Raw genomic sequence first — 13,623 nt, forward strand, 5'->3', positions numbered from 1 at the left:
GATTAATCACTCCATTTTTTCAAGTAATCTTCCTGCATAGTCATACGCTTTTTTGATATCTTCTTTTTCATTGTCTTTTCTGCCACTACGCACAGGGTATTTAATCATATTGCCCTTCATATAGCCTTTGAATTCTTCAAATGAAAGTTGTTGATATAAGAATTCAATCACGTCTATCCCGTCACTACCTTGATAATGTTTCGGTGTTCTATTAGATACGCCCACTACTTCATCTAGCTTTTGTGTAAACGGTAAGTCTACCACAACAAAATCATCATTATCAGTTAGTCTGTAGGTTTGTCCATTATGCATAATCAAGTCGGTAAAATCCTCACCAGTCACTAAATTTTTGCAACGTTGAGTATACTTACCATATTGCGACTGTCCATTATCTCCTATAAATTGCACCCAATCTCCAGCATTTAAATCTTTTATCCTCATCTCTCTATCCCCTTTGCACTCTGCCGTATGAATCAGTTTTGATTGTTGCGATTAAATTATTTCTTTCTAGATTTCTAAAATAACTACTATCAACTCTGTTCTTTTTCAATAATTCCAATGAACGTTTGGCTCTAGCTAATCTTTCTTCTCTACGTTTACGTTTTAATTCTTTTTCGTGTCTCATCTCTGCTCTTTGGATTTCGTACAATTGCTTTGAATTCAACCCATCGCCTTTATAGAATTCTGGAACTTGTTCAATCATCTTAATTAACCACCTTTAAATTTATTTTTTTGCCACTAATTAACAATTCTTTACTACCTGTTTCAACTAATTCATTTATTTCTTTCTTAGTTAAAATCAATTCTGGGATTTGTTTGTAACCATTAGATTTATTTATTTCGACTTGTTCGAATAAATCGTCAAACTCTACTTTCAAATAATTTTGTATATTTCGTCTTACATTATCCGAGATATATCTTTCTCCGTTTACTAATCTAGATAGATAGGTTTGATCAATGTATATTTCACTTGCGAACTGTGTATATGTCATATTTCTTTCATTTAAAATCCTATCTAATTCTTCTCGCTTTATTGCACATTTGATTACTTTCATTTACTCCACTCCTAAAATTCTTCTATAGATACCCCAGTTACTCTGTGATAGCCCTGAAATACATCTGACGGACTATCTTTTATATCTTTGATTAATTGTTCTTTATTATTTGTTTCTTCTTGTATAATCACCTTGATTGTGACTTCCGCGTTTACTGTTTCTTCTGGCATTTAATCCACTTCCTTTATGACCATGACGATTTTCGATTCTTCGGCATACATCTTGTAACTATCTATATGCACTACTTGATTATCGTCTTGCCACACATGTTTATTTGCAGCGTCTAATACTGTCTTAATCAAATTATCTACATCTGGCTTAGTACGTTTATATGTGCCTATTGCAATTAACTTTCGTTTCTTGGACCAACTTTTCGGTGGTTCAAAATAAAAGTACAACGACACTTTCAAATTCTTATCTGTTAATAATTTCGGCATTTGTCCCTGTATATACGTCTTGTGCTTTGTGTATGATGTTGGCATATAAGTTTGAACAAATTTACCTGCATTACGAAACCTTGGGCGAGGTGATCCAATAGGTGCTTTATATGTTTCATTAAATTTAATTTCTATTTCCATGTGCCACCTCTACAAAAATTCAAATAAGTTTGCTTGTAACCCTAGTTCTTTTTCGTATCTGAGGTCATACACGCCCTTAAATCGTTTTAGCTCACTATCTGTCATGATTTTCTTTTCGTCGCTAAAATGAGCTCCTGTGAGCGAATAAACCTCATTTGTATCATCTTCATACTTGATGACTTTAATATCTTCCGTGCCATCTTCTCTATATAGGTAGTACCTTTCGATAATTCCCATCTTTATCTCTCCATTTCGTCTCGTTCATGATTAACTCCTGGACGTCTTCGTACTGATTAAATGGTGTTATTGTGCCAGCTTTTAACAATCTATCTAACGCCCACCCAACCTCTAATAGTGTTTTAGCGATGAGTGAGTCGTTTTGATAATCTTCTCGATACATAATGCCTAGTAATTTTTGATATTCGTATACTTTCATCCAATAAACCTCTGCGTTTTTTTATAAAATTCTATATGTGCCACGCCAGTTTCTCCGTCTTTATTTTTCGATATGATAAACTCAATATCAGACTTACCAGTATCCACATCAACTTGATCTTTATCGTAATAATCATCACGATAAAGAAAGAAAATCATGTTAGCGTCTTGTTCAATACCGCCTGCCTCTCGTAAATCAGACATCATAGGGCGTTTATCATTACGAGATTCAACACCACGACTTAACTGCGATAATGCGATGATGATACAACCTGTTTCTTTTGCGATGATTTTTAAATCACGAGATATCTTTTCGACTTCTAACCTTCTATCTCTTTGAGGTACGTCTGATTGCATAAGTGTTAGGTAATCAATAAAGATGACATGAGGTTTATCTGACTTTTGAGACGCTACTTCCCTAACGTCTTGTGGTGTCATTTGTGCTTGGTCTTCAATCTTTAATGACTTGCACTTCTTGATTTGGTCAATTGCTTTCATAACATTTGAAACTTCATTGTCATCAAGTCCATTACCTTGTTTAATTTTGGTAAGTGGTATGTTTGTAATAGACGCTACTAATCTCTCGACAATGTTGTTGCCACCTGTCTCTAAACTGAAAAACGTTGTTGGATAACCTCGTCTTGCAATATTCCACATCATTGTTAAAGCAAGTGCCGTTTTACCTAACGACGGTCTAGCACCTAACACATTGAGTTGACCTGGTTCAAAACCAATAATTTTATTGTCTATAGATGAAACCCCTGTTTTAATAAATTGTTTCGGTTCATCAGATAATATGTTTTCGACAACCTCAGCTAAAAAACTATCAGTAGCGTCAGCTTTTTTAATCGTCATGCCCTTTAATTTTTCTAATTCCTCGACCAAATAATTAAAATTATTCTTAGTTGGCATTGATTGATACTCTGAGACTTTCTCACGAGCCTGTGACAAGACGTATTCTTGTAATAGGTTCAATTGGTCATCCATAAAAAATACCTTGTCAGTTCCCTCTGAGTTGTATATTCGACCTAGTCTCTCAGTAGATATAAATTCGTTGTCATCACGACTTTTAAAATAATTTTGATTAACATCAACTTTGCCTTGTTCGAGTACATATTCCAGAAACCCTTTTAACTTCTTGTCAGTAAACATCTCTGGTTTTAATCTGAATTTGCCTAGTAACTCTGGGTTACGCATAAGATTAGAAATTATCGACTCTTCGGTGTTCAATACATCAATAGTCATCATCTAACCCCCAATCTTCTTTCATCTTTTGCCATTGTTCTCTTAACTGTTGTCGGTTCTTTCTGAATTCTTTATCATGCTGCATTCTATATTTATCAGTTTGTTCTTCTGGTATCACTGCACTTTCCATTTCTGGTGGTTTACGATCAATAATTTGTGCAATTGTAGGTTTATAACGGCTTTCCCTAATGTATTTCTTAGTTTTGTGTAAGGTTCTGTCGTAGTCGCCATAATTCATGATTTGTTCTAACCACAAGTCAAACTTGGTATCATTAAACTTCATATCGTAGACATTATTAACTAGCTCTATGATTTCGAATGCTTCAGCCTTAGTCATTGGCATAATGTCTAACCTCCTAATATTTCTTGTTTCTTCCTAGCTAAGTAATCATCTTCTTTAGGTTGTTTAGGTGTAACCTTAGCTATTGCTTTTTCTTTAGTATCGACACCGTCTTTATTCCAGTTCTCTAATACTTTGATAAGGTAGTTAATACCTTTGTTGTTTTCTTTACAGTAATCAGTAGCTACAGTAACGATGTCTAGTTTGTTATCTTTAAAGTCATTTATAGTCTCTTCTAGTTGTTGTGCTTTTAATGGACTTTGTATAATTTCTAAATTATTACTAATGTATTGAAATACATGTGACACGACGTCCTTGTCTCTCTCTGAAGAAGTCTCTGTGTAGTCTCTGGTATTGGTCGGGTCATTTTGACCCATTCCATCGTGCCAATTTGACCTCATCGTCGGGTCATTTTGTCCCGATGGTCGTTCCACTAGTTTGTTTAACGTTTCATAATTAACTGAATACCATTTTGTACGGTCAAAGCCAGCTTTGTTATAGTTGCCAACATGTAATAAATTTTGTTTTTCTAAACTTCCAAATGTACGCTTGATAGTCCTTTCACTCCAAAACGTAAATTGCTTTTGCCATTCAGGGTAAGAATTGTAAATCCATTTTTTACCATTATGATGGTGCTTGCTGGTATTTAACCAGTAATGAATTTGTTGTAATATGATTGCCTCGTTAAGTCCTATCTCAGTTGCTAACTTAGGCAGTACGAGTATTGGATAATCGTCAATCAACAAGTTGTTCATCCACTCAACTCCTTTTTGATATAATATTTTTGAGGTGTTAAAAAATGAATTGGATTTCTTTAATTGCGTTAATAGTTTCAATAATTTCTTTATGTTTAACAGCTTATAAGTACTGGCATGACTACAAAGAAAATCAATTGAAAATTTCAGTAGATTTAAAAAATCATTTTGTCTCTTATGAAAGGAATGTATTTGAATTGAATGTAATAAATGAAACTAAAAATCCAGTTTCTATCACTAAAATAGTCTTAATAGATGAAGATAAAAGCTCAAAATTTGAATGTATTCAAAACAAAGTGTTATTAACTAAAACTAAACACATTAGAAATGAAAGCAGTTTGTTACCAATTAACCTAAATGCCTATGCTTCTCATAAGATATTTATTGTTTTTGATTTAGAAAAAATTTTGAATGCTTACAATTTTGAAATTTACACTAGTAAAGGTGTTTATATTACTAAATACAAAGAGAAACAATTGAAAGAACAATCGCTATTAAACTTAGGATCAGTATCGATAGATAAATGATATGATCACGTTTTTTCATACATTCACCTTCCTTTAAGCATTCTATTGAGTCGTTCATCTACGTCCACCCAACTGTCATGTAATTTGTATTTCTCATTAAAACTGTCCATGCCTATGTTGTGCTGTTCTCGATGATGACTTGAACACAAAGCTAATACTTTGTTGTCTATATGATTAATCTTGCGTCTGTTACGTCCTCGTCCTACTGCTTGATAATGTGCAAGTTCTGCATGTGGTTTGCCACATATGACACAGTTACGATTGACCGTCGACCAGTAAAGAAATGATCTATCATTTTTTAGTAGGTCGCTTGTTTTATAGTTAAGTGGTATATCGTTGTGGAATATCCAGTCCAACGTTACTTCTATAACTTGGCCTGCTTGTGTACGTGTACAGTCACTTAATGAAATGCGGTTGTCGTAGCCGTAGTAAGTCCTTACGTATTCGATGAATAAATGCCTCATGTAATCCATTGACGAGCCTGTATGAGCCTCTATGTCCTTTACAAGTGCAAATATCTTTCTACGTTGTTTACCAGTGATTTTGAACGGATCTACGACCTGCACATCGACCTCGACTTCTAAACCGTTATCGAGTAGTAACGTTTCTTTGTTTCCTAATTCAACACCAGAGATGACGACGGTTGTTGTGCCATCATCTTCAGTGATGTAATTTTTGATTAAAGCCATTTAATCAGTCCAATCAGAATGGTAAATCGTCATTATCTATATTTACGTTGTTGTCATTATTGAATGGATTATTACCACTTTGCTGTTGTGGTTGGTTGTTAGATTGATTGTTATTCTTTCGTTCAATAAAAGTTACGTTGTTAACTGCAACGTCTGTAGTGAACACTTTCTGACCCTGCTTATTCTCATAACTACCAGTTTGAATAGAACCAGTAACGCCGATTTTATTACCTTTTGTAAAGTTATTAGCGATAATTTCTGCAGTCTTACCAAACGCAACACAATTGATGAAGTCTGTTTCGTATTCATTCGTTTGTTTATTCTTAAATTGTCGTTGGACTGCAATTCTGAAATTAACCACATTACTGTTTTGACCTTTTAGTTCTGGATTAGCTACTATATTTCCGATTAGATTTACTGTGTTCATTATTCAGTCTCCTTTTTATCTAACTGTTTTAGTCCTGCATCTAATTTTTGATATACTTGTGCGATTTCTTTTTGATTCACTTTGTTTATGTTACTAATGCCTAGCCAACGCATTGTTTTATCTAATGTTGCGTCTCTACCTTTTTCTTGTGATAAAGTTACAAATTGATTTATTTTATCTTCTAACTCAGTAATTGCATTGTCGCTTGCACTTGGTACTTCTTCGCCGTTATAGATATAAAGACCTAATCCATGAAGTGCTGCAGCTTTCACGAAACAACGCTTTTGAGCTTTGTTTATATCAAATGTTGTTGCGTTACCTTTAGGTAGTGACTTATTTTTGAAGTCCAATACTGGTAACCACTCTGTTTCAGTCTGACCTTTAACAGTCACTGACACTTGTACAAAATAACCCTCTGGTGTAGCTAAATATGGTACAAAATAGTTTTCTAAAGGTATATCTGGGTGTGGGAATTCATGTGTTTTAACTGTGTAATTGCTATCTATTTTCTTTAGTTCTTGATGTGCATAAGACCACGCAAGATAAGTTAAACCGTTTTTCTTTTCTACATGTTCATTTACATCTTTACTGTTTAATTGATTGAATAATGTTTGTTCAGTCATACTCAACCTCCTCATATTCAGTTGTTTCTTTAACGATTTTTTTAATAGCTTTGTGTTTAGTCATGTCAATTACTGAGTTATCCATACCGTCGAAGTCTTTTGCGTCTCGTCTATTAGTTGAGTATTTGATATCTGGAAAGTTTTCACTAGGGCGATTAGTAATATATAATTCATCGTCAATGTCTTTACGTTTAATGAGATAAGTCACTGTTTCTTTCATCTGCACATTCTCCTTTTAAAATTTTGAATGCTCTTTTGTACATTTCTTTTTGTTCTTTATACATATTGATTTCTGATTGCATAATTCGTCGTTGACGCTCTAATTCTTCATCACGTTCAGCTAGTTGAGATTTAAGTCGCCATTCGTTCTGCCATGCGATTTTGAGTAATTCCAATAATTGCTCTTGCATAATACCTCTCCTAGTTTTATAATTTATTTGTGCCTTTTTTCTAAACTTTTACTTTTTTTACTGAATGCTATTCGACTAGCATTCAGTCTTTTTTTTGTTGTCGAAGTAGATGTATTCGAAGAATATAAACACTCCAATACTAATAACATTTGCAACTCCTACTGCAGTGATGAAGTTTATTCCTGCAAAAGTGAAGAACAGCGAGAACACTACCCATGCTAATAATGCGATTAAGAATGATTTGTTCATTGGTAACACTCCTTTCTGTTGTATACTTGTATATCTTTACTGCAATTAATTTTCGCTCCATATTTTCGTGCTATAATCCTTTTATCTAACGTGAAAGGATGGTGAGAAATATGGAGAACGAAGTAAAAATAGATTTAGTACGTCAATATCTATCGAATGCTTTAGATAACAATTTCAAAATGATGATTGTACTCGATGGTAATTTGGTTATTGGGAAACCTTATACTTCTGAAAATAAAGATGATAATTTTATAAGCCAACTCCAAAATTTAAGTGATGACGCACAAAATTATCATGATTTGGAAATTGGTTTTAACTTAAAAGAAGTAATGTTATATTCAGGTAATACTCAAATTAATTTGACTCATCTTTTTGTTTGTTACGAAAAGATTTCTGCGGTTAGTTTGGCACCCGAAGATCAATAACTCTTAATTTCGTTATTTCAGAATCTAAGTAATTTAATCTATTCTTAATTCTCTTAGCATTCCTAACTTCCTCTACCAAAATTGCTGTTAGGAGTGCTATTTTAATGAGTTGTAGTATCTTCATATTCATCTCCCCTTTCTGTGTATTTCTTCGAAATGTTCATCAATGAATTTATTCATCTTTCTTGCGTTGAATCTCCAACGATTTAAACTTTCATCTGGATAATGTGCGATTCCTTGTTGTTTAAGTAACTTTTCAAATTTAGGATTGAATAATAATCTGTCTTTGATAGTGTCATCAGATGACATTTTCAATTTGCGTTTTAACTCTTTTAAGTCCCAAACTGGATCAAGTGAGTAATTTAACAATTCATCGTATTCATCTTTTGCGATGAGTACATGTGTGTCGGGAATTGGGACGGTTACGCTAAGTGTTTGCGTCATCTTAGGTGCTCCTTTCGTGTATAATGTTGTTATCCCTTTGTGAAGGGAGGTGTTGCCTATGGCTAAGGATCATATGACCATCGAGACATCTTGTCCTAATTGTGGTAAACGTATGAAAATTACAACCAAGAAGAAACACAATAAATGTCCAAGATGTAAACTCGATTTTGTTAGAAAGTAGTCTCGAATGGTATACCTTCATCAATTAATTCATCAATCGTGTTTTTAGATTTTTCTAATTCTCTAATAGCTTTGTTTATTTTTAATTTTTTAATTTCTAAATCTTTTCCGTTAATGTTTAATTGATGAATAAGTTTAGGTCTTTTTCTATCAAGCACCTTTTTATTAACTATTGCAGTAGTTGCTATTAAGAGTGCTTTTTTGATTAGATTTAAATATTTCATTCCATTTCCTCCTTTAAATTGTTTGTTCGATTGTTTGGTATAATCACCGTTGGTAGAAAAGCTTTCTGGAAAACGACTTTTAAAGTCTTAATCCCTTCTATAACAGGAGTATTTGGAATGCTTCTAGCACTATTAAAATTATTAGTAAGTAATTAAAGAAGTTTAGTTTTCTGTTAATATCAACTATTTCCCAACCAGTAATCTTGATGTGGTTGTCACTACATCGAGATTTTTTATTTTCTTCTCGCATTCCATTCACTCCTTTAAGTTGTTTGTTCGATTGTGGGTATTAATCATTTTTGGGTTCTGGTAATAGTTCGAAGTGTTTTTCTAATTCTTGTGCTGCCCAACGCATTACTTCTTCTAAGTGTTGTTCTCTGCTTACTTCTATTGTTTCTATCTTGCCTGCTTCTTCTATAGTGTGTTCGTATGTTTCTGATTCATCGTTACTATCCATTTGTAAGTAATAATGAACAATCGTAAGTATGTTTCTTTGTTCTGGTGTCATCATGATTCCTCCTATATTTCAATCGCAGATGGTCTAACATCTTTGATGAATTGAATTATTAGGTCTACGTCTTTACGTTTGATGTGGTTGTTAGGTGCGTTACCTTTCATACCAAGATTTTTTTTAGACTTAACTAATAATTTAGATTTAACTTTTCCTAATTGATGACGATACTCTTCTTTAGCTTTCCTGTTTGCTAATGCTTGTTCATATACATCTCCGATTAGGAATTCATCTATCGTTACTTGAATACCAGCTTTACCTAGAATTTGTTCAGCTTTAGACTTGATAGCAAATTTGATAGCGTCAATGTCTTGTGGCGTTACATATTCGCCTTCGAATTTTTCGTTTAATTCTTCTAATTTCTGATTACTTACTTTTCCTGTTGAAATTAAGTAATCGAGTTTGTCACTAACTAATTGTTCAATAAGTTGGTTCATATCATCTAATGAAGTAATTCCGTATGCACTCGCTAACTCATTATGTTGTCTTTCTACTTTGATGAAGTAACCTCTGATTTTTCTTCCAATTTCACTACGTTGTATCATTGAAATTTCTTTCGCCATGTCTAGTGTCATGATGTGGTCGAGTTGTTCATAAGTACGTAGTCTTTTTTGACTTTGTACTTTTACACTTTGAATGATATAGTCGATATTTTCTTCAAAACCGTATGCAATCATCCGTTCCATCCATTTATCATATTGAGTTCCGATTTCTAATCCTTTGTGTAATTCACGACCACTTACTGCAACTGTTCCATCTTCATTACGTTTTAAATTGAATAGCTGTTGAATTTCATTCATTAACTTTTCACCTCTTCTTTGATTTCTAAGATTTTCGCAATTCGTTTCTTTTGTTCAAATGCATCTCTACGTCCACGTAAGATATCTGATAAGTAAGCACTTGAAATACCTAACATATCTGCTAGTTGCTTATTCGTGATGTTACGTTTAAGTAATTCCATTCTTACTTTCATGCCGAATTCTGTTGTTGCCATGATTACACCTCCATTAACTTTTTTACTAAGCATATAAATTATCCATTGAATTAAAATAACTTTTGTGCTAATATTTAAGCATAGCTTAATAAACCTATAACAACGCAATTAAGCACTGTTAAATCGGTTGCTGTCACTCGTTCCCTAACGAATATTTGTTATTTGTTTAATGGCTAAATTTAAAGCTTAAATACAGTATAATAACTTATATGCTATTTGTCAAACTAAAATAACAAATAAGTTAACTGTGATAGGAGAATTTTATGAATTTAGTACAAAGAATACGCAACTTATGTAACTCACAAAGCTTGACTTTTGCTGAATTAGAGAGGATTTTAGGTTTTTCTAACGGACAAATAAGAAGATGGAAAAAAACTAAACCAGGAATTGATAAAATTCAAAAAGTAGCCGACTACTTCGACGTATCTGTTGACTACTTATTAGGAAGAGAAAAAGATGAATACGCTGGCGAGCAAGAAGATGAAGAAATTCGTATTATGCATCGTGGCGTAAAAAACATGACTAAAGAAGATAGAGAAAAAGCATTAAAAATGTTTGAAACTTTCTTCGATAATTGGGACGAATACACTAAAGACAAATAAAGGGGATTTTATTTTGCATTTTGTATATCAAAATTCATTTTTAAAAGCAGCACGAGCTGTAAGTGCATTAATTGAAACTAATTATATAGATAGATTCCCTTTACCTATTAAAGAAATAATAGAGAATGATAGTAATGTGGAATTATTTACGTTTGAAGATTTTTGTAATATGACTGGATACACTTTAAATGAATTACAAACATACGGTGGTTCTGATGAGGCTTTTCATATTAAAAAGGGAAATAAATTCGCCATTATTTATAACGACAATATATATAATAGAAGATTACGTTTTACTCTAGCTCATGAATATGGTCACTATATCATGGAACATGATGGTATGAGCTACGAGAAAACACCTATATTCCAAGATTCTCAACGTACTCATTTAGAGGAATATGAAGCTAACTCGTTTGCCTCATGCCTCCTATTCCCTCTTAATGTTAGATACAAATATCGTAATGTATTGAGTGTAGGTGATGCGGCAGATCTATTCAAAATTAGTTATCAAGCTGCAAAAGTTGCATTAGATATCTTTGATGAACACATGGACAGTGGATTAGAATATCATATTTCAATGTTTGAACATAGGCACATGGAAACTTATATGTCATTTCTTGAAGAAATGTTAGGAGAGCAGTTGGCAGAATATAATCACATAATGAGAACTGAATACGGTTATTAAAACTCACTACGGTAATTACTCTATTACGTTTGAGCCGTTGAAAGTGTACAAATTGCATAGAGTTGATTAACTCTGTCCTACTGACGCTATAATATAAATTTATAAAGGAGAAATATAATGAAAATAATTAATTATCAAGTTAAACTGAGGAAAATTTTTTATACCGTGAGAACTAACAGAGGTAATGTTTTTAGGAAGTCACGTCCTAAAAAGGAAAGTATTATAAAAACACGCAGAAAATTACAAAAATACGCCAGAGAAATTGATAAAAAAAGACAGTAAGTCCAAAGGAGGCGTAGATGATGACATTCGTTATTGAATGCCTATTAATTTTACTAATTGTAAATGTTATTTTGTTAATCATCAATATTTATAAACTTATAAAAGCGAACGAACAAATTTCTAAAAGAGCTTATACCATGTGGACGGTATTAACTATAGTTTTTATCTCTATTATCGTGATAATACTATATAATTTTATTTTTTTATAATTATATAATTCACATTTAGTTACTGCATATGATCAAGATGAAATAAACTTAATCTAAGGGGATGAATACATTGATCTATGTGATTATCGGTTTGTTTTTAATTAGTATTTTTTTATTTATTTTCAGTTTCTTTTTATCGCAGACGGAAGGGCTTACCTATAAAAGGACTTGCAGGACTATAGCCTTAGCTTTTTTGTTATTAGGTTTCTTTTCTTTCATAGGTCACTTGGTTATTTTATTATCTGAATAGATTTAAAGGAGGAAATATCATGTTCGAAAATTTATTAACTTCTATAGGTATTAATTCTCTTAAAGTAGACACTTTAGTCAAATCTGAATACATTTCACCTAACGATTCATTGTCAGGAATAATAAACTTATATGGTGGAAATACAACTCAAATTGTTAATAAAATTGAACTATCTTTAATAGAAAGGTATGACAACCCTGATGAACGCAGTCAGATACCTGTATTAGAAAACGAATTAGAAACCCTTATTTTACACAAAAACATAAATATTAATAAAGAGGAACAAAGAAGTGAAGAATTTAAATTCAATCTTCCTGAAGTTAGTTTTAAAAGAAATCAAGATTATTTAATTTTAAAAACACGAGTATACATTGCAAATTCTGTAGATGCTTACGATGAAGATAAGATATTTTTTAAATAAAGGTGATAATAAGAAGTCTGAAAGCAAATCAAACAAGAAACCTAATGATTCAAAGAAAGATAAAAAAGCAGATAGCAAAGAAAAATCAAACGACACTTTTAGCGACGATAAACAACAAGCTAGTTCAGATGATAGTTATAATGATACTGCTAACAATGAATCTGAAAGCACATCTAAAAACGACAATGGCAAAGCACAAGACAACAACGGTAATAATGAACGCACAGAAGGTAAACAAGCTCAAGTAACACAACAAAATAATCAGCAACAAAGTAACAACAATCAAAATCCACAAAACAATAAAGGTTATATGACACAAGCTGAAATTGATGAATGGAATAGAGCAAAACCTACTACGCATAACGAGTCACAAATGGAACAAGTGCCACAAAACCATTCTGGTGGTCACCCATCAGCGTTTGGTAAAAGTGATGTTCCAGTGGGTACACAAAAAAACTGATTCAAATGGAGATACTTATATAGACGCAACAGGCAAATAATTTATTGGGTACTTAGTACCCTTTTATTTTACTCTATTACGTTTGAGCCGTTAAGAGTATATGAACTACATCAAATTGATTAACAGCGTCCTAGCGGCGCTTTAATATAAATATAATAAAGGAGAAATATAAGATGAACACTTTATATAATTTACGTAAAAAGAATAATTTAGAAATCGATGAATTAACAAACAAACTCAATAAAATTTACGGTACTGATTATGAACCACATCATTTATGGGAGTGGGAAAATCATCAAAAAGACCCTAAAATGAAGGACGCACTAATTCTTGCTGATTTCTTTAATTCTTCATACGAAGAATTCTTAGATAGTAAAATGAGACAAAGATACAAAGAATTATATGATGTTGAAATAAGAGGGATTAATAAGTAAAGATAATGTAATGCTTCCAAAGGAAGTTGAGGGATGGAGAAAGAAAACTTGAAAGAGCGTTTATTACTTAAATGTCAAGAAGCATTTATCATGGGGATAGATAACATTAAAAAAGCAAATAAAAAAAAGATAACCCCAGGGTCATAGGAATTCTCAGCTTACGCCTACC

General features: G+C 32.5%; 29 protein-coding genes. 8 read left to right on the top strand and 21 right to left on the bottom strand.

The window, feature by feature from the left end; translation table 11 throughout:
• Positions 1-6: 6 nt before the first annotated feature.
• The 10 genes from NSQ15_RS09710 to NSQ15_RS09755 are packed head-to-tail and all read right to left on the bottom strand — an operon-like array spanning position 7 to position 4,408.
• Positions 7-441 (bottom strand): DUF3310 domain-containing protein, encoded by a 435-nt coding sequence (locus tag NSQ15_RS09710; RefSeq protein WP_017636913.1) that lies wholly within the window; start codon positions 439-441, stop codon positions 7-9.
• A gap of 4 nt (positions 442-445) precedes the next feature.
• Positions 446-703 (bottom strand): hypothetical protein, encoded by a 258-nt coding sequence (locus NSQ15_RS09715; protein WP_017636914.1) that lies wholly within the window; start codon positions 701-703, stop codon positions 446-448.
• A gap of 1 nt (position 704) precedes the next feature.
• Entirely contained in the window at positions 705-1,055 is a 351-nt protein-coding gene (locus tag NSQ15_RS09720; protein ID WP_017636915.1) for a helix-turn-helix domain-containing protein, read from the bottom strand.
• An 11-nt stretch (positions 1,056-1,066) separates the two neighbouring features.
• The gene (locus tag NSQ15_RS09725) at positions 1,067-1,225 is read right to left on the bottom strand and encodes a hypothetical protein (protein WP_017636916.1); all 159 of its coding nucleotides are present in this window, start codon (positions 1,223-1,225) and stop codon (positions 1,067-1,069) included.
• Complete coding sequence (locus NSQ15_RS09730; protein ID WP_017636917.1) at positions 1,226-1,633, bottom strand: RusA family crossover junction endodeoxyribonuclease; 408 nt, start codon at positions 1,631-1,633, stop codon at positions 1,226-1,228. It lies immediately after the preceding gene.
• Positions 1,634-1,642: 9 nt separating this feature from the next.
• Entirely contained in the window at positions 1,643-1,870 is a 228-nt protein-coding gene (locus NSQ15_RS09735) for a DUF3269 family protein (protein ID WP_017636918.1), read from the bottom strand.
• A complete protein-coding gene (locus tag NSQ15_RS09740; protein ID WP_017636919.1) occupies positions 1,839-2,069 on the bottom strand; it encodes a hypothetical protein in 231 nt (76 codons plus the stop codon). Before NSQ15_RS09740 ends, NSQ15_RS09735 begins: the two co-directional genes overlap by 32 nt.
• Positions 2,066-3,313: a DnaB helicase C-terminal domain-containing protein gene (locus NSQ15_RS09745; protein WP_340747128.1), complete on the bottom strand. Its 1,248-nt coding sequence runs from the start codon at positions 3,311-3,313 to the stop codon at positions 2,066-2,068. The genes NSQ15_RS09740 and NSQ15_RS09745 overlap by 4 nt, the downstream gene beginning before the upstream one ends.
• On the bottom strand, positions 3,303-3,656 hold the full coding sequence (locus NSQ15_RS09750) for a hypothetical protein (RefSeq protein WP_017636921.1): 354 nt from the start codon (positions 3,654-3,656) through the stop codon (positions 3,303-3,305). Before NSQ15_RS09750 ends, NSQ15_RS09745 begins: the two co-directional genes overlap by 11 nt.
• Before the next feature lie 5 nt (positions 3,657-3,661).
• Positions 3,662-4,408: a DnaD domain protein gene (locus NSQ15_RS09755; protein WP_026083463.1), complete on the bottom strand. Its 747-nt coding sequence runs from the start codon at positions 4,406-4,408 to the stop codon at positions 3,662-3,664.
• 44 nt (positions 4,409-4,452) lie between these two features.
• Between NSQ15_RS09755 and NSQ15_RS09760 the strand changes: the two genes are divergently transcribed.
• Positions 4,453-4,935, top strand: coding sequence for a hypothetical protein (locus NSQ15_RS09760; protein WP_017636923.1), 483 nt, complete (start codon positions 4,453-4,455; stop codon positions 4,933-4,935).
• A 23-nt stretch (positions 4,936-4,958) separates the two neighbouring features.
• Here NSQ15_RS09760 and NSQ15_RS09765 read toward each other — a convergent pair whose 3' ends face one another.
• The 6 genes from NSQ15_RS09765 to NSQ15_RS09790 form a co-directional block, all read right to left on the bottom strand.
• The gene (locus NSQ15_RS09765; protein WP_017636924.1) at positions 4,959-5,624 is read right to left on the bottom strand and encodes a putative HNHc nuclease; all 666 of its coding nucleotides are present in this window, start codon (positions 5,622-5,624) and stop codon (positions 4,959-4,961) included.
• 13 nt (positions 5,625-5,637) lie between these two features.
• A complete protein-coding gene (locus NSQ15_RS09770) occupies positions 5,638-6,051 on the bottom strand; it encodes a single-stranded DNA-binding protein (protein WP_017636925.1) in 414 nt (137 codons plus the stop codon).
• Positions 6,051-6,674, bottom strand: coding sequence for a Sak single strand annealing protein (locus NSQ15_RS09775; protein WP_017636926.1), 624 nt, complete (start codon positions 6,672-6,674; stop codon positions 6,051-6,053). Before NSQ15_RS09775 ends, NSQ15_RS09770 begins: the two co-directional genes overlap by 1 nt.
• Positions 6,667-6,894 (bottom strand): DUF2483 family protein, encoded by a 228-nt coding sequence (locus tag NSQ15_RS09780; protein ID WP_017636927.1) that lies wholly within the window; start codon positions 6,892-6,894, stop codon positions 6,667-6,669. The genes NSQ15_RS09775 and NSQ15_RS09780 overlap by 8 nt, the downstream gene beginning before the upstream one ends.
• The gene (locus NSQ15_RS09785) at positions 6,866-7,084 is read right to left on the bottom strand and encodes a hypothetical protein (RefSeq protein ID WP_017636928.1); all 219 of its coding nucleotides are present in this window, start codon (positions 7,082-7,084) and stop codon (positions 6,866-6,868) included. The genes NSQ15_RS09780 and NSQ15_RS09785 overlap by 29 nt, the downstream gene beginning before the upstream one ends.
• A gap of 75 nt (positions 7,085-7,159) precedes the next feature.
• Complete coding sequence (locus tag NSQ15_RS09790; protein WP_017636929.1) at positions 7,160-7,333, bottom strand: hypothetical protein; 174 nt, start codon at positions 7,331-7,333, stop codon at positions 7,160-7,162.
• A gap of 110 nt (positions 7,334-7,443) precedes the next feature.
• Between NSQ15_RS09790 and NSQ15_RS09795 the strand changes: the two genes are divergently transcribed.
• Positions 7,444-7,758, top strand: a complete 315-nt coding sequence (locus NSQ15_RS09795) for a hypothetical protein (protein ID WP_017636930.1) — start codon at positions 7,444-7,446, stop codon at positions 7,756-7,758.
• Positions 7,759-7,884: 126 nt separating this feature from the next.
• Here NSQ15_RS09795 and NSQ15_RS09800 read toward each other — a convergent pair whose 3' ends face one another.
• Entirely contained in the window at positions 7,885-8,202 is a 318-nt protein-coding gene (locus NSQ15_RS09800) for a DUF771 domain-containing protein (RefSeq protein ID WP_017636932.1), read from the bottom strand.
• Positions 8,203-8,260: 58 nt separating this feature from the next.
• On the opposite strand from NSQ15_RS09800, the gene NSQ15_RS09805 reads away from it, so the two are divergent.
• The gene (locus NSQ15_RS09805) at positions 8,261-8,383 is read left to right on the top strand and encodes a hypothetical protein (RefSeq protein WP_017636933.1); all 123 of its coding nucleotides are present in this window, start codon (positions 8,261-8,263) and stop codon (positions 8,381-8,383) included.
• Here NSQ15_RS09805 and NSQ15_RS09810 read toward each other — a convergent pair.
• From NSQ15_RS09810 to NSQ15_RS09825, 4 genes are all read right to left on the bottom strand, one after another.
• Positions 8,373-8,606 (bottom strand): hypothetical protein, encoded by a 234-nt coding sequence (locus NSQ15_RS09810; RefSeq protein ID WP_340747129.1) that lies wholly within the window; start codon positions 8,604-8,606, stop codon positions 8,373-8,375. The two genes, NSQ15_RS09805 and NSQ15_RS09810, sit on opposite strands and share 11 nt — an antisense overlap.
• 289 nt (positions 8,607-8,895) lie before the next feature.
• Positions 8,896-9,114, bottom strand: coding sequence for a type II toxin-antitoxin system antitoxin TscA (gene tscA / locus NSQ15_RS09815; RefSeq protein WP_017636936.1), 219 nt, complete (start codon positions 9,112-9,114; stop codon positions 8,896-8,898).
• Between the two features lie 11 nt (positions 9,115-9,125).
• Positions 9,126-9,917, bottom strand: coding sequence for a phage antirepressor Ant (locus NSQ15_RS09820; protein ID WP_017636937.1), 792 nt, complete (start codon positions 9,915-9,917; stop codon positions 9,126-9,128).
• Positions 9,917-10,111, bottom strand: a complete 195-nt coding sequence (locus NSQ15_RS09825; protein ID WP_009382133.1) for a helix-turn-helix domain-containing protein — start codon at positions 10,109-10,111, stop codon at positions 9,917-9,919. Before NSQ15_RS09825 ends, NSQ15_RS09820 begins: the two co-directional genes overlap by 1 nt.
• A 263-nt stretch (positions 10,112-10,374) precedes the next feature.
• Here NSQ15_RS09825 and NSQ15_RS09830 point away from each other — a divergent pair, with 263 nt between their 5' ends.
• From NSQ15_RS09830 to NSQ15_RS09850, 5 genes are all read left to right on the top strand, one after another.
• The gene (locus NSQ15_RS09830; protein WP_017636938.1) at positions 10,375-10,713 is read left to right on the top strand and encodes a helix-turn-helix domain-containing protein; all 339 of its coding nucleotides are present in this window, start codon (positions 10,375-10,377) and stop codon (positions 10,711-10,713) included.
• A 13-nt stretch (positions 10,714-10,726) separates the two neighbouring features.
• Complete coding sequence (locus NSQ15_RS09835) at positions 10,727-11,398, top strand: ImmA/IrrE family metallo-endopeptidase (protein WP_017636939.1); 672 nt, start codon at positions 10,727-10,729, stop codon at positions 11,396-11,398.
• Positions 11,399-12,158: 760 nt separating this feature from the next.
• Positions 12,159-12,560 (top strand): sporulation protein, encoded by a 402-nt coding sequence (locus NSQ15_RS09840; RefSeq protein ID WP_017636942.1) that lies wholly within the window; start codon positions 12,159-12,161, stop codon positions 12,558-12,560.
• Entirely contained in the window at positions 12,535-13,020 is a 486-nt protein-coding gene (locus tag NSQ15_RS09845; RefSeq protein ID WP_029056498.1) for a hypothetical protein, read from the top strand. Before NSQ15_RS09840 ends, NSQ15_RS09845 begins: the two co-directional genes overlap by 26 nt.
• A 173-nt stretch (positions 13,021-13,193) precedes the next feature.
• Positions 13,194-13,454, top strand: coding sequence for a transcriptional regulator (locus NSQ15_RS09850; RefSeq protein WP_017636944.1), 261 nt, complete (start codon positions 13,194-13,196; stop codon positions 13,452-13,454).
• The last annotated feature ends 169 nt before the right edge of the window (positions 13,455-13,623 follow it).

This window comes from Staphylococcus sp. FSL W8-0774, from assembly GCF_038006785.1.
GTDB classification, from domain to species: Bacteria; Bacillota; Bacilli; order Staphylococcales; family Staphylococcaceae; genus Staphylococcus; species Staphylococcus pasteuri.